The organism is Actinomycetota bacterium, from assembly GCA_040905475.1.
In the GTDB taxonomy this organism is placed as follows: domain Bacteria; phylum Actinomycetota; class AC-67; order AC-67; family AC-67; genus DATFGK01.
Map to the genome: position 1 here is coordinate 1 of JBBDRM010000129.1, position 21,632 is coordinate 21,632.

17 protein-coding genes are annotated in these 21,632 nt (G+C 69.3%); 2 read left to right on the top strand and 15 right to left on the bottom strand.

Annotated features, from left to right (window positions below):
- On the bottom strand, positions 1–1,217 hold a 1,217-nt coding region (locus WEB06_15310; protein MEX2556979.1), incomplete at its 3' end, for a 4Fe-4S dicluster domain-containing protein.
- A 205-nt stretch (positions 1,218–1,422) separates the two neighbouring features.
- Between WEB06_15310 and WEB06_15315 the strand changes: the two genes are divergently transcribed.
- Complete coding sequence (locus WEB06_15315; protein ID MEX2556980.1) at positions 1,423–2,862, top strand: form I ribulose bisphosphate carboxylase large subunit; 1,440 nt, start codon at positions 1,423–1,425, stop codon at positions 2,860–2,862.
- Between the two features lie 10 nt (positions 2,863–2,872).
- Positions 2,873–3,289, top strand: coding sequence for a ribulose bisphosphate carboxylase small subunit (locus WEB06_15320; GenBank protein ID MEX2556981.1), 417 nt, complete (start codon positions 2,873–2,875; stop codon positions 3,287–3,289).
- Here the strand turns inward: WEB06_15320 and WEB06_15325 are convergent.
- From WEB06_15325 to WEB06_15390, 14 genes are all read right to left on the bottom strand, one after another.
- Positions 3,286–4,200 (bottom strand): LysR family transcriptional regulator, encoded by a 915-nt coding sequence (locus WEB06_15325; protein MEX2556982.1) that lies wholly within the window; start codon positions 4,198–4,200, stop codon positions 3,286–3,288. The two genes, WEB06_15320 and WEB06_15325, sit on opposite strands and share 4 nt — an antisense overlap.
- Positions 4,201–4,212: 12 nt before the next feature.
- The gene (gene gap, locus WEB06_15330) at positions 4,213–5,268 is read right to left on the bottom strand and encodes a type I glyceraldehyde-3-phosphate dehydrogenase (protein MEX2556983.1); all 1,056 of its coding nucleotides are present in this window, start codon (positions 5,266–5,268) and stop codon (positions 4,213–4,215) included.
- Positions 5,265–5,639, bottom strand: coding sequence for a hypothetical protein (locus tag WEB06_15335; protein ID MEX2556984.1), 375 nt, complete (start codon positions 5,637–5,639; stop codon positions 5,265–5,267). Before WEB06_15335 ends, gap begins: the two co-directional genes overlap by 4 nt.
- Complete coding sequence (locus tag WEB06_15340) at positions 5,636–6,607, bottom strand: phosphoribulokinase (protein ID MEX2556985.1); 972 nt, start codon at positions 6,605–6,607, stop codon at positions 5,636–5,638. The genes WEB06_15335 and WEB06_15340 overlap by 4 nt, the downstream gene beginning before the upstream one ends.
- Before the next feature lie 142 nt (positions 6,608–6,749).
- Complete coding sequence (locus WEB06_15345; protein MEX2556986.1) at positions 6,750–7,970, bottom strand: CoA transferase; 1,221 nt, start codon at positions 7,968–7,970, stop codon at positions 6,750–6,752.
- Between the two features lie 16 nt (positions 7,971–7,986).
- Positions 7,987–9,009 (bottom strand): MaoC family dehydratase, encoded by a 1,023-nt coding sequence (locus WEB06_15350; protein MEX2556987.1) that lies wholly within the window; start codon positions 9,007–9,009, stop codon positions 7,987–7,989.
- Between the two features lie 136 nt (positions 9,010–9,145).
- Positions 9,146–12,175: a branched-chain amino acid ABC transporter permease/ATP-binding protein gene (locus tag WEB06_15355; GenBank protein MEX2556988.1), complete on the bottom strand. Its 3,030-nt coding sequence runs from the start codon at positions 12,173–12,175 to the stop codon at positions 9,146–9,148.
- A 10-nt stretch (positions 12,176–12,185) separates the two neighbouring features.
- On the bottom strand, positions 12,186–13,616 hold the full coding sequence (locus WEB06_15360) for an ABC transporter substrate-binding protein (protein MEX2556989.1): 1,431 nt from the start codon (positions 13,614–13,616) through the stop codon (positions 12,186–12,188).
- Between the two features lie 47 nt (positions 13,617–13,663).
- Positions 13,664–16,471, bottom strand: a complete 2,808-nt coding sequence (locus tag WEB06_15365) for a hypothetical protein (GenBank protein ID MEX2556990.1) — start codon at positions 16,469–16,471, stop codon at positions 13,664–13,666.
- 109 nt (positions 16,472–16,580) lie between these two features.
- Positions 16,581–17,102: a hypothetical protein gene (locus WEB06_15370; protein MEX2556991.1), complete on the bottom strand. Its 522-nt coding sequence runs from the start codon at positions 17,100–17,102 to the stop codon at positions 16,581–16,583.
- Between the two features lie 222 nt (positions 17,103–17,324).
- The gene (locus tag WEB06_15375; GenBank protein MEX2556992.1) at positions 17,325–17,783 is read right to left on the bottom strand and encodes a hypothetical protein; all 459 of its coding nucleotides are present in this window, start codon (positions 17,781–17,783) and stop codon (positions 17,325–17,327) included.
- Between the two features lie 10 nt (positions 17,784–17,793).
- Complete coding sequence (locus tag WEB06_15380; GenBank protein ID MEX2556993.1) at positions 17,794–19,386, bottom strand: hypothetical protein; 1,593 nt, start codon at positions 19,384–19,386, stop codon at positions 17,794–17,796.
- 49 nt (positions 19,387–19,435) lie between these two features.
- Positions 19,436–20,146 carry an ABC transporter ATP-binding protein gene (locus WEB06_15385; protein MEX2556994.1) on the bottom strand — a complete coding sequence of 237 codons (711 nt, stop codon included), beginning with the start codon at positions 20,144–20,146 and terminating at the stop codon, positions 19,436–19,438.
- On the bottom strand, positions 20,133–21,632 hold a 1,500-nt coding region (locus WEB06_15390; GenBank protein ID MEX2556995.1), incomplete at its 5' end, for a branched-chain amino acid ABC transporter ATP-binding protein/permease. The genes WEB06_15385 and WEB06_15390, both read right to left, overlap by 14 nt.

Genomic DNA, 21,632 nt, shown 5'->3' on the forward strand with positions numbered 1-21,632 from the left:
AGGAAGCGCTGGAGCCCGTCGTCGGCGTCGCGCGCCACGGCCACGATCCCGAGAGCCGCGGCTCCCGCTGCGGCGGCCTGCGCGACCAGCACGACGGCCAGCATCGGCGAGAGCCACAGGTCGCGGCCCTTGGCCTGGCCGAACAGGAACGCGGTGTAGGCGGCCACCATCGCCGCGACCGGGATGCCCGGCCACCGCAATACGTCGATCACCCCGTCGGCGTCGAACATGTAGGAGAGGAACCACGTTCCGGAGATGGCCGCGTGGATGGCGAGCACGTAGGCGCCGCGTACGAGCCATGAGCTGAAGTTCGAGCGGAAGATGATGTACAGGAAACGCTCGGGACGCTTCAGGTCCCAGACCAGCAAGAATCCCGTGACCGCGGTCATCGCTCCGGCGAGGACCGGCGCGAACCCGCGGAGCAGCCATCGGTCGGTGTGCCCCGCGAACAGCGCCGCGATCGCGATCAGTAGCGCCCCGCCAGCCACCGACTTGGTCCACAGGTACGCGGAGACCTTCCAGCCCCACAGGATCGGGTGCTCGACGTCGTAGGTCGTTTTCGCTCGTGAGTCCGCCTCGTTCAGCCGAGGTTGCAGTTGACCGTCGAGCAGCCCGGTTTCGGACCACATGTAGTCGTCGGGTTGCGAGGTCAAGGTCGGGTCGAGTGCGGCTTCATCGGCCCCGAGGTAGAAGACGTTGGGGCCGGTCCCCTTCTCGGGAGCCCGAACCTGCGTCTCCTGGGTGGCGATCATCCGAGCGATCTCCGACGCGGGATCGTCGAGATCTCCCGCGACGATGGCGTGGGTGGGGCAGACGATGACGCACGCCGGCTCCAAGCCGACCTCGATCCGATGGGCACAGAAGTTGCACTTGGCCGCGGTGTGCGTCTCGGGCTCGATGTAGAGCGCGTCGTAGGGGCACGCCTGCATGCACGACTTGCACCCGATGCAGCTTCCGGAGTCGAAGTCGACGATGCCGTTTTCGCGCTTGTAGAGGGCGTTCGTCGGGCAGATCGAGATGCACGGCGCGTCGGTACAGTGGTTGCATCGCAGGACCGAGAAGTAGCGGCGGCTGGTGGGGAACTCGCCTTTCTCGATGTACTTCACCCAGGTGCGGAACACGCCCAGGGGAACGTCGTTCTCCATCTTGCACGCCACCGTGCAGGCGTGACAGCCGATGCATGCACGGTGATCGATGGCGAACCCAAAGGTCGTCACCAGCCGCCCCCTCGAACCCGCTCGCGCGCGGAAGCGACATTATGATATTCGCAGAAGCGAATATGCAAGGACGCGCGCTCGGGGGTCGCGACATCACGGCCCTCGATGATTAGGCAGTTCTCTAACACTCGCGAGAGAACTTTCAATAGACGCTTCACGCTCGGAGGGGTATCACTGGTCCCGACTGGCAACCGGGAGGGATCCGATGACCGCAACCGCCGAAACCCGCCGTTGGTCGGCCGGGGTGCTGCCCTACACCGAGATGGGGTACTACGACCCCTCCTACGTCCCGTCGGACTCGGACATCCTGGCAGCGTTCCGGCTGACACCCCAGCCCGGCGTGAGCCGCGAGGAGGCCGGCGCGGCCGTGGCCGGAGAATCCTCCACCGCGACCTGGACCGTGGTGTGGACGGACCGACTGACCGCTCACGATCACTACCGGGCCAAGTGCTACCGCGTGGAGCCCGTGCCCGGCTCCGACGAGGAGTACATCGCGTTCATCGCCTACGACCTCGATCTGTTCGAAGAGGGGTCGATCGCGAACATGACCTCGTCGATCATCGGCAACGTCTTCGGGTTCAAGGCTCTGCGTGCGTTGCGACTCGAGGATCTTCGCATCTCTCCCCACTACCTGAAGACCTTCGCCGGCGCGCCGCACGGGATCGTCGTTGAGCGCGAGTACTTGAACAAGTACGGGCGCCCGCTGCTCGGGGCCACCGTCAAGCCCAAACTCGGGCTGTCCGCGCGGAACTACGGGCGGGTGGTCTACGAGGCGCTCCGCGGTGGGCTCGACTTCACCAAGGACGACGAGAACATCAACAGCCAGCCGTTCATGCGCTGGCGCGACCGGTACCTGTTCGCGATGGAAGGCGTCCTCCGCGCCACGGAGCGGACCGGAGAGATCAAGGGCCACTATCTCAACGTCACGGCCGCGACGATGGAAGACATCTACGAGCGAGCGGAGTTCGCCCGGGAGCTCGGCAGCGTGATCGTGATGATCGACCTCACGGTGGGATTCACCGCGCTCCAGTCGATGTCGAAGTGGGCACGCCGCAACGGCGTTCTGCTCCACCTGCACCGTGCGGGACACGCGACCTACACACGGCAGCGCAGCCACGGCGTGAGCTTCCGCGTCATCGCGAAATGGTGCCGGATGCTCGGCGTCGATCATCTGCATGCCGGCACCGTGGTCGGCAAACTCGAAGGCGATCCGAACATGATCCGGGGCTACTACCAGACGCTGCGCGACGCATCGGTATCCGAAGACCGTTCCCTCGGGCTCTACTTCGACCAGCCATGGGCGTCGCTGCCCGGGGTGATGCCGGTCGCGTCCGGTGGGATCCACGCCGGCCAGATGCACGAGCTGGTGCATCACCTCGGCGAGGACGTGGTCCTGCAGTTCGGCGGCGGGACGGTGGGGCACCCGATGGGCATCGCGGCCGGCGCGACGGCGAACCGCGTCGCGCTCGAGTCGATCATCAAAGCGCGCAACGAGGGCCGGGACCTGCTTCGCGAAGGCCCCGAGGTGCTTCGCGCCGCGGCCGGGCGGTCGTCGGAGCTGGCGGCGGCGCTCGAGACCTGGGGAGGAGTCCGCTTCGACTACGCGGCGACGGACGCTCCAGACATCGCACCGGTTCCGGTGTGAGGGAGGCGTGATGAGACTCACGCAAGGCACGTTCTCGTACCTGCCCGACCCGAACGACGATGAGATCCGCGCGCAGATCTCCTATGCCGTGCGCAACGGCTGGGCCGTCGGGATCGAATCCACGGACGATCCGCACCCGAGGAACGTGTACTGGGAGATGTGGGGGCTGCCGATGTTCGACCTCGCCGAGGTCGACGACGTGATGGCAGCTCTGAATGGCTGCCTGCGAGCCTTCCCCAACCGCTACGTTCGTGTCGGGGCGTTCGATCCCTCGCTCGGCCGGCAGACGACGGCGCTGTCCTTCATCGTGCAGCGACCGGCGCGAGAGCCGGAGTTCCGGCTCGAGCGTCAGGAAGCGGGGGGCCGCCGTCAGCGCTTCTCGGTGCGCCTTGCCTGGGAACTGGTGAGGAACGGAGACCTTCGCTAGTACGCTCGGGCGCTGCGCAGCGCGCGCTTCGCAGCGGGCGATCGCACGAACCGGAGGAACGCCGACGCCGAAGCCGATAGCTCGCCGCGTGCCGGGTGGAGCACGTGCCAGGCGCGACGGATGGGAAGGCCGGCGACCGGGAGCGTGCGGAGCATCCCGGCGCGGATCTCCACGCCGACAGACTCCTCCGAGATCAGCGTGATGCCGAGCCCCAACGCGGCGGCCTGCTTGACCGCCCCGTTGCTCCCCAGCGTGAGGATCGCTCCCGGCTCGATGCCCGCCGATGCCCAGTATTCCTCCGACGTCGTGCGCGTCCCGGAGCCCGGCTCGCGTACCAGCCAGGTCTCCGACGATAGCGCGGAAGGGGAGATGCGACGAGACGCCGCGAGCGGGTGCCCGGCCGCCGCGGCCAGCACGAGCTCGTTCGGGGCGAACGGCTCCCCGGCGATCCCTCGCCCGGCAGGAGGCCGCCCGCCGATGCCCAGGTCTGCCTCCCGCGCCTCGAGGCGATCGATGACCAGAGCCCTGTTCCCGACTTCGAGCACGGGCTGGATCCCCGGGGACCGCCCTGCGAACCCGCGCAGGAGCGCCGGCACGACGTGCTCGCCCGCGGTCGTCACGGCGACCAGGCGCAGTCTGCCCGTTCCGGGACGGGCGGCTTCCCGAGCTGCGTCGGCTCCCCGGTCGAGGAGCGCGAGCGCCTCGCGCGCGTGACGGGCGAGCTCCTCGCCGGCGGTCGTCAAGCGCACGCCCCGTCCTTGACGCTCGAGCAGCTCGACATCGAGCTCGCGCTCGAGCGCACCGACGGACGCCGACACGGACGGCTCGGTGACGAAGAGCGCGGCGGCGGCGCGCCGGACGGATCCGAACCGTGCGACGGCAAGGAAACTTCTCAGCTGGCCCAGAGTCACTTAGGAGAAAGCTTAAGAGGATCGCTTAAAAGCTGCAAGTGGGGCTAGGTCTCGCGCCGGCTCGGCTGCGATGATGCCCATCAGGTCGACCATCCTCGCGGCGTAGGCGGCCTCGTTGTCGTACCACGCGAGCACCTTGAACTGGTTCGCGGGGCCTCCGCGCGTGGAAGCGGCGTCGATCACGCACGATCGGGTGTCGCCCAGGAAATCCGACGACACCAATGGTTCGTCGCTGATGCCGATGATCGCTGTCAGCCGCGGGCACGACGCCGCCATGCGGAACGAGTCGTTGATGTCCTCGGTAGTGGCGGGTTGCTCGAGCGTGACCGAAAGGTCGACCAGGCTGACGTCGGGGATCGGCACGCGGACGGCGATGCCGACGAACTTCCCGGTGAGCTCGGGCAACACGTCCCGGATCGCGCGGGCGGCCCCGGTCTTGGTCGGCACGATGTTGTGAGCCGCCGCTCGCGCGCGGCGGAGGTCGTGGTGGATCCCGTCGATGAGCTCCTGATCGCGCGTGTAGGCGTGGATCGTCGTCATCAGGCCGCCGACGATCCCGAACCGCTGGTGCAGGACCATCGCCATCGGGGCGAGGCAGTTCGTCGTGCAGGATGCGCCCGAAACCACCGAATGAATCGCCGGATCGAAGCGGTCGTCGTTCACGCCGACGACCACGGTGATGTCCGCATCTCTCGCAAGCGAGGTGACGACCACCTTCCGTGCGCCGGCCTTCAGATGAAGGGCCGCCGAGGAGCGGTCGGCGAAGGCGCCGGTGGCTTCGGCCACGACGTCGATCTCGAGCGCCGCCCACGGCAGCTCGGAAGGATCGGCCACATGCAGCACCCAGATCCGCCGCCCGTCCACGATGAGCGAAGTCGAGTCCGAGGAAACTTCGCCGGGCCATCGCCCGAACACGGTGTCGTAGGTCAGCAGGTGCGCGAGCACTTCCGGGGACCCGCGGAGACTGTTGATCGCGATGGGATCGACGCCGGGCGGACCCGACAGGATCCTTCGGAGGATCTGCCGCCCGATGCGCCCGAAGCCGTTGACGGCGACGCGCGTGGTCACGGCGATCCCGCGGGCCGGCGCCGGGCCGGCACGGCTCTGGCCCTTCGCGCGACCTCGTCCGGCGTGAAGCCGAGTCGCTCGTAGACCACCGGGCCGGGCGCGGAGGCTCCGAAGCGATCGATCCCGACCATGGCACCGTGATCGCCGACCCAACGCTCCCACCCCATGGGCGATGCCGCCTCGATCGCGAGCCGCGCCCCGAGAGCCGGCGGAAGCACGTCGTCGCGAAAGGCGGAGGGCTGCTCGCCGAACAGCTCCCGGCTGGACATGCCGACGACCCGGACGGCGATCCCACCGGCTTCGAGGAGGTTGCTCGCGTCGAGCGCGAGGTGCATGCGGGATGCGATCTTGCCGGAGGCTGCGAGGCTCACGCGGTCACCCGCGCCGCGACGAGGTGGTACACGAGCAGCAGCTGCGTGAGAGCCAGCGGATGGCTGCGTCTGGATTCCAGGCCTTCGCCGTACGCGCCGACGACGTTCCCGCCAAGGTCGGCGGCGAGGCTCATGCGCTCCCACATGGTGGCTTCGAGGCCCGCGGCCGTCCCGTCGGGGACGTCGCCGTCGATCTCCAGGAGGTCGGCGGGCTTGCCGTCGTCGCGTCCGAGGCGGACCCGGATCGGTCCTGCGACCGTGGATCCGAAAGCCGAAAGGTCCGGATGAGGCAGCGTCGGCCTGAGGACGAGCCTCACGTCGAGGTGCGCGGAGTCGCCGTTCCCGGCGCACGAGGGCCGCTCGAAGCGAACGACGATGTCGGCGCGGGCCCGCTGGGGCCGAATGAACGACGCCGCGTCGGGCTCCCGCCGCTCGATCTCGGCGAGGACCTGCTCCGGCCGGTACCCGCGCTTGGCGCAGTCGCGCACGACCTTCCAGTGGCGCCGGAGTTCCTCCGGCGGATCCAGGTACACCGTCGCGTCGAAGCATTGCCGCATCCGCCTCGAGTACAGGGGAAGCAGACCTTCGACGACGACGAAGTCCCGGGGGGCCACGTACTGCGGAGGATCGAAGGTTCCGCCGGCGTGGTTGTAGACCGGCTTCAAGATCGGCTGCGAGGCGGCCAGCAGCTCGAGGTGCTGCTCGATGATGTCGATGTGATTGCAGGTGGGATGCAGCGGCGTGATCCCGAGCGCGGAGCGTTCGGCGCGGTCGAGCCTGTGGTAATCGTCCGCGCACACCGTGGTCACTCGCTCGGGGCCCAAGATGGCCACGATCCCGGCGGTGAGCGTCGTCTTCCCTGCCGCGCTGTCTCCGGCGATCGCGAGCATCACCGGCCGGCGACGAGGCTCGGCGGGCCCGGTGGTGGCGGCCGGGGGCCGCCCGGCCATGAGGTCGCCGCGCCGCATCCTCGCCCCTCCCTTCGGCTCGGGAGCACCGTAGGTCGCGCTGAGGACCGATGTCGTCCCCCTGAGGGAGTGTTCCGCGGGGTGTTCTCGCCTCCGCCCCCAGGGGGATGCCGTTCCACCCGGTGGCCCGGGGCGCGGCGGCTTACCCGTCGGGGCCGGCGACGACGCGTTCGTCGTGGAGCCGGCCGATCTCGGCTCCGGAGAGGCCGAGCACGGCCGCAAGGATCTCGTCGGTGTGCTCCCCGAGGAGCGGCGCGGGGCGCGCCGGCAGTCGTGGGAGGCTCGAGAAGTCCAGCGGCGAGGCCGGCATCTTGTAGGTCCCGATCCCAGGTTGCTCCACCTCCCTCCACAGCGGGTTCGCCGTCGAGCATCGCGGGTCAGAGGAGACCAGCTCGGTGAAGCTCTGGTACGGACCCCAGCAGACGCCGTGCGCGTCGAAGACGGCGCGGATCTCTTCGAGCGTGCGCGCGGTGGTCCACGGCTTGACCACCGCGGCGATGACCTCCCGAGCGGTGAAGCGATCGCCCTCGAGGTCGAGGTCGACGTCGAGGAGCTTGGAGATCGTGGCGAAGGCGTCCTGCAGCTCCGTCGCTTCACCGAGCGCCCGCCACTGCTTGAGCGTGAGCGCGACGATCATCAGCCGCCGGCCGTCCTTGGTCAGGAAGTCGCGGCCGAACGCGCCGTACAGGTAGTTGCCGTACTTCGGGCGCTCCGTGCCGTTGATCTGGACCTCGGCGACCTTGCCCAGGTGTGCGACCATCGCGAACGCTACGTCGGTGAGCGGCAGTCGCACGTAGGAACCGTCACCGGTCTGGCGCCGCCGCCGCTCGGCGGCGAGGAGCCCGACGGCCGCCATCGTCCCGGTGATCGCGTCCCAAGCCGGCAGGAGGTGGTTGAACGGCACGCCGAGATTCATCGGGCCCGTCGCCCAGGGGAATCCGGTGGCGGGGTTGACGGTGTAGTCGACCTCGGAGGAGCCGTCGTGGCTGCCGACGATGTTGACCATGACGAGATCTCGCCGGCGCTCGACGAGCTTCCCGTAGTCGAGCCAGCCCTGGGCCGGGAAATTGGTGAGGAACAAGCCTGCGGTCGGGCCGGGTTCGGTCACGAGCGAGGTGAGGAGCTCGCGCCCCTTCGGTGAGCGCATGTCGACCGCGATCGAGCGCTTCCCCTTGTTGAGTCCGGCCCAGAACAGGCTCTTGCCGTCCTTCGTAACCGGCCAGCGGGTCGCGTCGAGGCCGCCGCCGATCGGGTCGAAGCGGATCACGTCGGCGCCGAGCTGTGCGAGGGTCATCCCGCCGAGGGGAGCCGCGACGAAGGCCGATCCCTCGACGACCCGCATCCCATCCAAGATGCCGTTCACATCGCTCCTTCCCGGATCATGCGCTCAGCGCCACGGATCGCCAGTCGAGCACCGGTTCCTCGATGGTGGTCTCCGAGCGTGACGCCCAGACCTGCGCGCGAAGATCGATCAGGCCGCCGTCGTCTAGCGGCCACGCGTCCTCGACGGTCACTTCCGAGCGCAGCACATCACCCTCGAACACCGGACCGGTGTGCTCGCACGATCGCCATGCGACGATCGACACGATGCCCGGAAGGGCTCGCAGCATCTGAGCGCACGCGATCGAGATCGTCTGACCGCCGTACACGAGCCGGCGACCGTGCGCCCCCGCACCCGGGTCGGTGTGGGTCATCGCGACGTTGAGGGTCATCCGCACCAGCTCGGTCGCGGCCGTGACGGTGTCGCGGGCTTCGACTGCGTAGGTGGTTCCGACGGGGACGTCCCCGAAAGGCGGCCCGGCCGAGCCCGCGCGCTCTCGGAACGCGTCGAGTCTCCACGCCGGAACGGCCGGTCGCACGGCATCGAGGTCGAGATCCGGCGCGACGTCCTCGAGCCGGTCTGCGTGGCCGGTGCTCCCCTGGGGATCGCCGAGCGGCAGCATCGGGCAGCGCCAGAAATCGAGCACCTTCTCGCCGCGCTGGTTCTCCGTCGTGACCCGCAGCGCGGCCATGCCGGTCGCGGGACGTCCCTCGCGCGGCTTGTTCTGTCGCAGTCCCACCACTTCTGTTCGGGTGCGCAGCGTGTCTCCGAGGAAGACGGGGCGCAGGAGGACGAGCCCCTTGTAGAACAGGTTCCCGAGCACCCGTTGCGACACAATCGTCGACTGCCCGATCGCGAGGTTGCAGACGAGCATCGGATGCGCCAGCGGTTCGGGGCGTCCCGTCACCGCCGCGCAGAGCTCCGCGTCGAGCGGGAGGCGCATCCGGTCGCCGGTCACGGCCTGGTAGACCGCGGCATGGCCGGCGGTCAACGTCATAGCCGGCGCGTCCTCGAAGACCTGACCGACCTTCAGGTCGTCGAAGAACGGCCCGCCCACCAGGATGCGCTCGGAGGCCGGCATCTCACCGCAAGGCTAGGCCGGCGCTCGGTCGAGCCGAATCCCCGTATCCGGGGGTTCGTCGAGTGAATCCGGGTCCCCCGCGCGGGGGATCGCCGTGGTGGACCCAGCCGCGCGCCTCGATCCGGGTCGTGGCCGGTTACCGCACCCCCGCCGTCTCGCGCTCGCCGGCGTGCGTCTCGCCGAGATACGCCTTGACGACTGCCTCGTTGCGTCGGATCTCCGCCGGTGTGCCGTCGGCGATCATGCGGCCTTGATCGAGCACGTACACGTGGTCGGTGATCGACATGACCAGCCGAACGTCGTGCTCGATCAACAGCATCGTGAGTCCCAGGCGGTCGCGGAGCGAACGAAGCAAGGCCTCGAAGTCGTGGGTCTCGCTCACGTCCAGCCCGGATGCCGGCTCATCCAGCATGATCATCGGCGCTCCCGTCACGAGCGCGCGCCCCAGCTCGACGAGGCGGAGCGTGCCGAAAGGCAGGTCGCCGGCCGGCCGATCGCGAACGTCCTCGAGCTCCAGGAGGCGCACCACGCGATCGACCCGATCGTGAGCCGCCCGCTCCGCCGCGGCCGAGGCGGCGGTCACGACAATGTTGGAGAGGACGCCCGAGCCGTTCCGGAGATGGCTCGCGATGAGCAGGTTCTCCGACACCGACAGCTCGGCAGACAGTTGGATCGTCTGGAACGTCCGGCCGATGCCCCTCCCCGCGCGCTCGTGCACCGACATCCCCGTCACGTCCTGACCTTCGAACAGGACCCTCCCGGACGAGGGAACGACGAGCCCGGCGATCGCGTTGAACATGGTGGTCTTCCCGGCGCCGTTGGGGCCGATGAGGCCGACGATCTCGCCTTCTCGGACTTCCAGCGAGGCGTCTTCGAGCGCGAGGAGCCCCCCGAAACGGACGCCGATCCCATCCGCCGCGAGAACGACGGCTCGGTCGGAGCGCTCTCGACGAAGCGCCAGCCCGGCAGCTTCTGGGGACGCCCCATCGACCCGGAGGCCGGCGAGCGCGTCGCGCACGGCGTCGCTCGCTCCTCCCTGAACCGGGAGGACCGGGCCCTTCCGGCGGCGCGGCGTGAGCGCGCGCGCTACGCCCCGCACCGGCGGGAGCGCAGCGAGCCAGCGCCCGGCGCGGCGGATCTCGGCTCCCGCGGCGACGAACTCGCCGCCCAGCCCGCGCACTTCGCGGGCCAGGCGCGCGAACGGCGAGGGCCGGCCGGGACGGGAAACGAGCGCGGGGGCTCGTCTCGCGAGCCGGGCGAGGAACCGCGCGGGGATGTCCGCGAACACGACGCGGAGCGCCGAGAACCCGCCCGGATAGAACAGGATCACCCCGGCGAGCAGCGCCGCCGACACCACGTCGAGCCACCCCCGCAACGCTTCGACGCGGAAGAAGAGCTCGTTGAGGCCGGCGAACACGATCGCAGCTCCGATCGCGCCGCCGACGCTTTGCAACCCGCCGACGACCGCGATCGACAGGTACAGGAGCGAGAACGTGAACGCGAACTGCGCCGGAACGACGGTCTGTTGGTGCGACACGATCAGCGTCCCGGCGACGCCGGCGATCGCGCCCGAGAGCGCGAACGCTACGAGTTTGGTGCGCGTCACGTCGATGCCGAGCGAGGCCGCGGCGACCTCGGAGCCGCGAACGGCGAAGAAGGCTCGGCCCGTCTTGGACCTTCGCAGGTTCGTGACCGCGACGATCGCCAGCGCGGCCGCCGCGAGCGCGATGAAGTAGAAGGTGCGGCGTTCGGTGACGTCGATCCGCGGAACGACGCCTTCCGCTCCGATCGGATCCGACTCGAGCGTCACGCTTCCTCCGGCGCCGGTGAGCCATGGTGCGCTGAACAGGTAGGCGTCGGCCATCCACCCGAAGATGAGCGTCGCAACTGCCAGGTAGAGCCCGCGCACCCGGAGCGCGACGACGCCGAGCGCGGCCGCCACGCCCGCGCCGAACGCGGCGCCGACCACGATGGTGAGCGGGAACGGGACGCCGAGACGACGCGCGACGAGCGTGGTGCCGTACGCGCCGACCCCGACGAAGGCCGCCTGCGACAGGGAGATCTGACCGACCCACCCGGTCAGCACGACGAGCGACACGGCGACCAGCGTGTACAGCAGCGCCAGATTCGCATCCCCCAGCACCGAGAACGGCACGCCGGGGATCCACACCCACCCGGCCAGGGCGACGACGGCGAGCACGGTCAGACCGGGCCGGCGCACCTTGGGGCGCGTCGGCTTCGAGGCCGCGCCTCCGCCCGACGAGGAGATCCCGCGAACGTCGGTTGCAACCAGCCGTGAGCCTCGGAGCGCCATCACCAGCATCGCCGCGATCGTGAGAGCGAGCTCGACCCCACCGACCTGTCCGAGGACCACGCCGATCACCGGCTGGCGGCCGAGCAGCGGGACGAATCCGACGAGGAGTCCGACGATCGCCGATCCGGCGAGTGCGCCGGGCACGCTGGCCAGCCCGCCGATCAGCGCGGCGACGAAGGCCGGCAGCACCGACAGCGACAGCGAGTACGGATGCAGGCTCGTCACCGCCGCGAGCAGGATCCCGGCGAGCGCCGCCTGCGCGCCGGCGATCGACCAAGCCGCCGTCGTCGTCCGATCGGGATCGATCCCCATGAGCGAAGCGGCGCGGCGGTTCGAGGCGGCGCCCCGCATCGCCAGCCCGATCCACGTTCGACGGAGGAGCAGCGTGAAGACCACGGTCACCACGCCGGCCACGGCGATGAGGCCGATCTGGCCGATCTGAAGCTCGGAAGCCCCGACGTTGAGGTGACCCTCGGGGAAGACGAGCGGCGCGCGGAGCCCGCCGGTCCCCCAGATCCGGGCGGCGAGCGCGATCAACAGGCCGAACGCCGCCACGGTCCCCACGGTCTGTGCGGTGGAGGAGATCGAGCGGAGGCGTCGCACGAAAACCCGCTCCACCAGGAGGCCGAGCAGCGCTCCCGACAGGATGCCGAGCGCCACGGCGAGGCCCACCGGAAGGTGCAGGGACGTCACCATCGCGTACATGAAGAACGCGGGCAGGGTGGCCATCGCGCCGTGTGCGAGGTTCAAGACGCGTGACGACTGGTAGATCAGCACGATCCCGGTCGCGTACATGGCGTACGCGGCGACGAGCGGCAGGCTGAGGATCAGGAAGACGAGCGGTTCCGGCATCGTCAGGCCGTCACTCGACGATGTCTAGGCCGGCCCAGGGGTCGCAGATCCAGTCCGTCTCTTGGCGCCAGCCGGCGAACGAGGGCTTGGACTGGATCGAGAAGCCCATCATGCACTGGTTGGCGAGGTGCGAGCCCGGCGCCCACCGCAGGGGGCGGGAGAGGCCGGTCTTCAAGCTCATGCGATCGAGGGTCTGCGCGAGGCCGGCGCGGGTGACGTTCGGCCCGAGAGCCCGGAGCGCCTCGACGAGGAGCTTCATCCCGAGGTAGCCGCCTTCGACGAACGAGTTGTTGGGATCCGCGCGGGAGTTGGTCTGCCGGAGCTCGTTCACGTACGCGGCGACGTCGGGCTGGTTGGTGAACGGCTGGATCGCCGGCGAGTAGCCGGTCCACACCCACATGTCGTGGCACTTCTGCCCGCAGTTGACCCCGAAGGTGCGGTTGAAGAGTGGCTGCGGCGCGCCGATCCCTCCCGGGAGCTGTCCGCCGTCGGTGACGTCGAACACCGTCGGGGCTCCCTGCGCCATCCATTTCGCCGCCGTGTCGGGCTCGAGGAGATAGACGATGTACTCGCACTTCGGCTCCTCCTCGCAGGACGACTTGAACTCCTGAAGCTCGGAGAGGTAGTTGGGCTTGGTCGCGTCGATCCCGCAGAAGCGCTGCGCGCACCGCTTGGTGTTCAGCGGGTTCGCGTAGCCGGGGATGTCGTCGCCCATCAGCCGCTTCACGCTCGCGTTGAACGCGTAGGCTCCCTCGATCCCGAACCGGTAGCTCGTCTCGTACACGATCCCGAACCGCCGGGCGCCGCGATCGTAGGCGTTCTTCGCCATGATGTGCATCGCGCTGATCGTCGCCGTCGCGACCGGCCAGATGAACGGGTTCGTGTACTGATGGATGAGCATCCCGTCGGCGCCGACGACCGGGATCCGCTTCTCCTCGATGTAGCGGTCGGCGGCTCGCAACCCTTCCGACGAGGGCACCACGGCGAGGGCGAACACCTTGGTGTCCTCAACGAGGTTCTGGATGAACTGGAATCCGCGGTTCGGATCCCAGCCGTCGTCCTTCAGGACCAGCTGGAGGCGTCGTCCGCAGATCCCGCCGGCGGCGTTGACACGATTGACGACGGCGATCATCCCGTGGCGGACGTCGGCGAGGAACGTACGCCCGACGCCGGACTCGACGACGGTCGCTCCGAGCTTGATGGTGCCGGCCGTTACCCCGACGTCGGTGGCCCCGCCGTTTCGGCCCGCACCGCACTGGAACGTGCTGCCGGCCGTCGAGCCGTTGCCCGACGTGCCCGCGTTGTTGCCGCCCGTTTGCGTGCCCGGCCCGACGCCCGTTTGCGTGCCCGGCGTCGCGACGGCGCGTCCCGCCTGATCGACGAGGACCGTGCGCGTGGTCGTGCGCGCGGCGACCGTCGAGACGGTAACGAGCGCCGCCACTACGGCGATCGGACCCAGCCAACGCCTTGCGCGGGAGCCTGCGGGGTTCAACGGAAACGCGCCCTCGCGCCCGCCGTGCGGCGCCGTCGGAGGAGGAGCAAGGGGCTTGCGAGGAACCCCCAGAACAGGAACGCGCGCGCGGCTTGGCCCGGCGAGGCGAGGAAGAAGGTCACACTACGCACCGTCCGTCGGATCAGCTCGCCGAGCGGGCCCGGGACGATCCCGCCCGACGGCGGGGCGGTGACGACCGAAGGAACGCGCACACCGGGGATCCCCACGACCGGTGGCGTTGAGCCTAGCGGAAGCTCGCTCGGAAGGCGGTAGATTCCGTAGTGGGATTCCGCCGACACCGCCGCGAGGTACAAGACGACGCGCGAGCTGACGCGGCCGTCGGCGAAGACGGTCAGCTGCATCCCCGGCACCTCGAGACCGGCGTCGTCGCCTTGCACGTTGACGAACTGATCGTTCACCTGTTCGAAGGGGTCGCGGACGACGAGCGCCTCGTAGCCGCCCGGCGATCCCTTCGCGCGGGCCGCGTCGTAGTTGGGGAACTCGACATGCATCCGGGTGCCGAGCACTCGGTTCAGCGTCGTCGCGAGCGTGGGGATGGAGCAGGGTCCCGAGCAGACCTGCTGCGAGCCGGCCGGCGTACGGATGACTACGTCGGAGATCTCTCGCCTGAAGGGCGTCGAGCCAGCCGTGTGCGGGCGGCCGTGCGAGTAGGTCTCTGCGCGCGTGTACACGCGCCCGATGTCGACGGTGACGACGCCGGGGATCTCGAGCAATACGTCCCGCGACTCCGCCTCGGCGATAGAGACGATGCCCCGCTTGGCGTCCCGCACCGTCGAGACGTTGGAACGCGCGAACCCGACGTGCACGACGAGGCCGTTCCCGAGCTCCACCGGGGTTCGCAGCCGGTATTCGGACGAGCCGGCGACTGTGGTCTCTTTCAAATCGCAGGCGACGGTCGCGTTGTCCGACTTCGCCGCCGCCGACTCGCCGCTGAAGTCCGCGCACCGGGCCTCGTCCTTCGGGCCGAGCGTCTGCTCGATGACGTTGTCGGTGTCTTCGGAAGGCTCGCCCTCCGGTGGAGGCTGGCTCGGGCTGAGCCCGAGGTTGCGGGCGATCTCTTCGAGCTCGGCCGCCGTCGCGGGATCGAACTCGGCGCCGATCGCGCGCGCCGACGTCTCGCTGTTCCCCAGGGTCGCGTTGGCCACTCTCCCGAACTGCAGATCGCGGGTCTCGAAGCTCGCGTAGAAGGCGAGGATGGTCTCGAGGTCGGGAAGCAACAGATCGAGGTTCCTCACCGGCCCGCCGAGGCCGTTGACCCACCGGACCCTGCTCCCGTAGGCACGCGCACCGCCGGCGAAGTTCACATCGGTGTTCGGTCCCTCGGCGACGTCGATCGTGTTGCCGTCGGGATCGACTGAGGCGTCCCCCGGCGGCGAGGGGGTTCGATCTTCGATCACCGCGTACCCGCCCTTCGCTCCTCCGAGCTCCCAATACAGCCGCTTCCGGTGAGGATCTACGACCGTCCGGGGGAGATCGTTGCGATCGGGTTCGGAGTCGAGCTTCAACGGATACGTGCGCCCCTGGTCGATGGTAAGGCCCCGGGACGAAGCCACGAGAGCGGTAACCGGTGTCCCGGCATCGATTTGAACGATCCCGTACAGGCGTCCGCGGGCCGCGTCGACGCCGATGGATTGAACCGCAGGGGTGGGGATCCTTCCGATGAAGGCGGAGGCGCGAGCGTCGAAGATGACGATCCCGGCTTCGGAGATGTCGGCGCCGTCGCTCCTGAAGATCAAGCGCTCGGCGACCGGATCGACCGCGATGGGACCGGGTGTCAGGTCCCCTCCGAACGCGATGAAGTCCACGGTGATGTCTCCGATGTCGGTTTGAGAGCTCGCGTCGCCGATGTTCACGCGAGCGATGCCGCTCGGGTCGGCGCGGAGGTCTTTCCCCGAGATCGGGTCCAGCTTGGGTGCGCGGCAGGGGATGTAGACCGAGGGGCCAGATCTGAGCACGACAGATTGCTCCTGCGTGCCGACCACGGAAGCGCACTGGGGGACCGGGTAGCTCCAGTTCCGGGATGCCGCCCCCTCGGTGAGCCGCGAGGCCTCGAGCTGGTGGAGGACCACGAGGTGCGTATCGAGGACGATCACGGCGGTGCGGGCGGAGGATTCCTCGGTGACGACGTACAGTTTGTCCTCGGGCGCGTCATACCCGATCGCCTTGACGCCGGTGGACCCGTTCGAGACGGCCGAGGCGTCGTCCGGCGAGGGGAGCAGGTCGGTGAGCGGTCGCGTGCCGACCAACCTCATGCGTGCGGTGTCCACAACGGCGATCGAGAGGATCAGCTTGCCGCCGGGCAGGAAGTCGACTCCGGGATCGAGCGCGCCGGCGCTCTGGGCGTACAAGACGAACAACCGGTGATGCAGTTCGTCGATCACGGCTCGCTCGCCGCCGCCCTTCGTGTACGGGCGAGCGTCGGGGATGTCGAGACTGCCCGCGGGAGCCAAGGTGTCCAGGTCGAAGGCATGGATCCGCATCCCAGTGGTCCCGATGGAGGGCTGGCCGATCTCGAACAGGCGTCTTCCGGGAACGTCGATCTGCAGCTGTCGATCCGTGTTCTCGGTGGTGGCTCCCAAGGAGCTGGGAAGACGACCGACGACCACCACGCCGTCGTCGGCGGCCCTGGCGGCCGGGGGGCTCCACACCAGCGCGGCCATCAACAGGGCAGCGGCCAAGGAGGCGCGTAGGGCCGGTCGACGACTCCGTCCTGGCGAGTCCGAGGACGAACCGCCGAGCGGCCCCTGCACGCTCATCACCGTGGTCGCTTTCTGTCGGGCCATGCGGCTTCCCTCACGTTGGACGGTGGTCGAAGGGTTGCCTTCCGCCGTGAAGGTTCGAGGGGGGCAGACGCCCCCCTCGAACAACGCCACGTCTCGTCGCGGATGCGCTTTACGGTGAGTTGCAGTGTCCCGCGAACGTCATCCTCTTGATCTTCCCCCCTTGGACCGAGGTCGGGACCACGGCGCCGGTGCAGACCGACTTGGCCGTGCCGTGGGGAACGCCGTTGATGTACGAGGTGAACTTCCCGCGGAAGATGGGGTACTTCCCTGCGAAGCTGCCGGTGATCTTCTGGGGTCCGCTTCCCGAGGTGCGGTTGCACGTGAAGGTCCAGTTGATCTTGATGTTCAGCCCGACACCCGTGACCGTCACGCTCGACGGGCAGTTGTACATCGCCGCCACCGGGTGGCCGACCAGCACGCCGAAACCGGCGATCGGAAGCGTCGCGAAGGTGTAGACGCTGGTGGTCGATGGACCCGTGAGGCCGAGGCCCGGGCCCGAGGTGAGAGTCAGGTTGCCGCCCCCCTGCATCGCGTACGCGGAGGCTCCGTGCCCCTCGGCAACGCCGAATGGCAGGGCCAAGACTCCAAGTATCGCGATCGAGAGGACGATCTTGATCGGTCTCGCGAGCATGAATCTCCCCCTTCCGTCGGTCCCTGGCCGTCGAAGCGTCAACGCCACGTCTCCCGCCTGCGCCGCACCTCCTTCTCCGTGACTCTCCGAGCAGCGAAAAGCTCGGGAAGTAGGACGAGCCCGTGCCCTCGTCCCTCGCGCTTCGCGGTCGGGCGGGACCCTTCCTTCCCTCGCATGAGGGATTTCGGTCCGCCCCATGTCCGTTTCGACCCAAATGCCGTGTCACCTCCCGGAAAGATCCGGCGCCTGCTCGAGCTCGCCGGCTTCTTCGCCGGCGCGTGCCGGATCGGATCCGTTGGGATGGACCCGCATGTCTCGCAACACGTCGGACTGGGCGACGAGCATCTCGCGTAGCTCGAGAACGGCGCCCTCGACCCGGCCCAAGCGCTCGCGGTCTCGGCGGATGTCGTTCGACAGCAACAAGGCGCTTCCGATGATCCCGGCGAGCAATCCGCCGAGCCCGCCGCTCGCGAGGTAGGCGAGCTGGACGGCGACCTGGGGATTGCCGCTGACCCCGAACCAGCCGAGCGCCAGGAGGATGACCGACGCCAGGACGAGCACCCATCCGAGGAGCAACCTGCCGCCGGTCGGGATGTCGTCGCGCCGGGTCTTGTCGGCGTGTCGTGATGCGGCCGGCTCGACGGGATGGAGGTCCGGCTGCGATCCGTGTTCGTCGATCATCTGCTCTCCCTCATGTGCGGACGAGGCTTCGGAAGCCGCTGCGACCGCCGACGACGACGGCGAGGATCAAGATCAAACCTCCGTAGATGGCTTTGACCCTGCCGGCCACGTCGCCGGTGAGCTCGGAAACAGGCACCGGGCCCAGCGCGGCAGGCGGCGGGGCGGCGACCCCCGGGATCGGGCCCCCGCCGGATCCCGGGATGTTCACCGTCTCGGTGATCGTCCTGTCGGGGATCGCGGGGATCGCGGGCGGCGGCGGAGGCAGGGGCGGAAGAGGAACGATGCGCGCCGACGTCACTGCACGCCCGATCGAGGCGCCCACGACGACGTTGCGGTTGAGCTCGGCGGGCGCGCAGACCGGCAGCGCGGGAGGAACCGCTCCCACGGCGTCGAGCCGCGGTGGGAGCTGGTTCCAGGGGAACGCCTCAGGCTCGGGACGGTAGAGCGGGTTCTCTCCGAGGTCGACCTCGGGCGGCGGGTCGTTCACCGGATCCGGATACAGCTCGTTGAACGCGACGCACGACGGGTCGAGCGCCGGCCGGAGGGCGTCGGCGACCGGCTGCGGCGGGTTCGCGTCGGCGACGGAGTCCCGGAGCGGAGGCTGGATGATCTCGACGGCGAGCACACCGGCGTCGGCCTCCGACTTCGCGCCGTCCTCGTGTACCGCTTCCGTCCCGGGGATGAGGCGCACCTGGAGGCCCTGCTTCGCGAGGGTTTCGTTCATGCTCCGGTACTGCTCGACGCCGTTCACGAGCTGCAGTTGGCCGACTCCGGCTTCGCCGATCTCGACCGGGCTCCCGTTCAACGTCGCGCCGACGATGCGGACCTCGCGCTCGGTCTTCGCTTGCTTGATCGTCCCGTCCGACGACGACATCGCTCGGAAGATGATCGTCTGGATGTGCAGGGACTGGCCGATGCGAACGTCCTTCAGGACGCTCGACGCCTCGGCCACCACCACGTCGCGCGACCCCCGGCGCTCGGTCTTTATCGAGGACTCGGAGTGCGCGGCCCCGACCACAAGCGTCTGATCCTGTACGAGCGGGAGCTCGATCGTGCGCGCGAGGTCGGCGACCCCGGACGACTGGAGGAACTTGCTCGCCGTGCGGCCCTCCGCGTAGCGGAGCGGGTAGTCGCCGCCGAACTGTCCCCAGAAGAGCTGGCATGTGTCGAGCAGCAGGTCGGGGAAGGAGACGACCGGCGCGGGCGACGGCATCAGGAAGTCGCGGCGGCCGGCTTCGCACAAGGCGCCGAAGTCCGACGTCGCCGCGTCGTCTTCGTGTGGGTCCGCCGGCCAGAGGCTCTCGGCGACTCCGAGCGCGATGCGGGCTTCCTTGGCGAAGGAGTAGAACTGGATGAAGGCGTCCCCGATCGCCCCGGGCCAAAGGCCGGCGGCGATCCCGTGAGAGGACTCGCTGTCGATGCTCTGCCCGGTGAACGCCGGCCAGAGATCGAGGTTCGGGTTGACCATCGCTGGGATGTAGGCGGCGGCCCCGGTCGCCGTCCCTTCGACGATGGCGTTGATCTCCTGAGCCGCGGCGACGGGCGCGCGAACCAACCCCGGCCCGCCGACGAGCACCACGAAGGCGAAGAGCGGCGCCGCCAAGGCACTTCTCCGCCGTGCGCTCGAGATCATCGCCGTTCTTTGCTCCTCTCTAGGTGCCCAGGTACGCCCCGGCCAAACCGGCCCGGTCCTTCCGCAGCGTCTCGGCGTCGCCGGCCAGGACGACGCGGCCCCGTTCGAGCACGTACGCCCGTCCGGCCACCGCCAGCGCCGCCGACGCATATTGCTCAACGATGAGAAGAGCCATCCCGCTCGTGCGAAGTCGGTCCAAAAGGACGAATACCTCCTTAACGATGATAGGCGCGAGGCCGTGGGAGGGCTCGTCGAGCATCAGGAGCTTCGGTTTCGAGATCAGGGCCCGGGCGATCGCGAGCATCTGCTGCTCCCCTCCGGACATCGTCCCGGCCGGCTGCCGCAGCCGTTCCTTCAGGACGGGGAAGATGTCGAGCACCTCGTCGATCCCCGCCGCCAGCGCCGAGGCCGTGGGGCGGCGAAGGTAGGCTCCCATCTTGAGGTTCTGCCACACGCTGAGCCGGGGGAACACCCCGCGTCCCTCCGGGATGTGGGCGATCCCGAGCGCCGCCGTCTCCTCTGCCTTCAGATGCGCGATCGAACGACCCTCGAACGTGATCCGGCCGGCGACCGCCGGAACCAGCCCGGATATCGCGCGCAGCGTCGTCGTCTTCCCGGCGCCGTTGGCGCCGAAGAGCGCGACCATCTCGCCGGCGCCCACGGTCAACGAGACACCCCGCAACGCCTGTACGCGCCCGTAGAAGACGTCGACCCCGTCAACGTCGAGCACGGAGGCCCCCTGCCCTCGCCGCGGGCGCGAGGTCGTCTTCCTCGTGGAGCGTCTCCTCGCCAAGGTATTTCGCGAGCACGAGCGGATCGCGGCGGATCTGATCCACGGTTCCCTGCGCGATGATGTGGCCGAAGTCGAGGACGTACACGTGCTCGGCGAGCCGGCCGACGAACGACATGTCGTGCTCGACGAGAAGGACGGCGAGCCCGTACGTCGAGCGAACCCGCGCGAGCAACGTCGCGAGCGCCTCGGTTTCCTGCGCGTCCAGCCCTGCGCTCGGCTCGTCGACGAGGAGGAGCCGCGGACGAGCGACCAGCGCCATGCCGACCTCGAGAACGCGGAGCAGCCCGAGCGGCAGGTCGCCGGGTCTGCGGTCGGCGATCGACTCCATGCCGAGCGTCGCGAGGATGCCCGTGGCGCGGGCCTCGAGCGCCCGTTCGCTCCGCGCCGCGGTGGGGAGTGCGAACGCCTCGTGGAGCGGGCCGGCGCGGCGCGTGAGGTGGCCGGCGACCATGAGGTTCTCGACGACGCTCATGCTGCGGAAGACCTCGACCGTCTGAAAGGTGCGCCCCAGCCCGAGCGCGGCACGCCGGTGGGTGGGCAGATCGGTTACGTCGAGCCCGCCGAGGTAGACTTGCCCTTCCTCAGGCGTTACGAGACCGTCGATGCAATTGAACAGGGTGCTCTTGCCGGCTCCGTTGGGTCCGATGAGCGCGCAGATCTCACCCTCGGGGACCGAGATGCTGCAGCCGTCGAGTGCGAGCACGCCGCCGAACCGCACGCGGATGCCTTCGACGCGTAAGACCGGCCGGGCTTCGTGCCGGTCGAGGCGCGTTGCGTAGATCCGCCTCGTGATGTCCGCGCCGGCCAGCTCACCGTCGCCGCCGGTCGACGCGGCCAGCCCGGCGAGGGAGACGTCGATGGGCGGCGGCGACCCGTCCGCGCTCGATGCGCCCCGACGCTCGCGACGGCCGCCGATCGCACCGGCGAGACCGTGCGGCAGCCGCCAGAGGACGAGGATCATGCCGATGCCGAACAGAAGGAAGAGCCGTTCGCCTTCGAAGATCTGCAGCGGCCCCAGCCGCACCACTTCTGGCAGCAGCGCGGCGAGGCCTCCGCCGATGACGGCGCCGGCGGGTGAGCGGAGGCCGCCGATGACCGCAGCCGCGAGGATCTGGAAGGACAGGTCCAGCCGGAAGGAGTCCGGCGTGATGCTCTCCTTCGCGGCGGCGAACAGCGCCCCCGCGGTGGACGCGATCATGATGGACAGCACGAAGGCGCCGATGCGATACCGGATCACGTTGACGCCGAGCGCTTCGGCGGCGACCTCGCGCTCCTGGAGGGCGCGCAGGGTTCGGCCGGTCGACGCGCGTCCCAGGTTGCCGACGACGAGGAACAGCACGGCCGCCGTCGCGAGGCAGAAGTAGTAGAACGAGGCATCGGAGGTGAACGCGATGCCGCCGATCGTCGGCCGGGGCATCGGCAC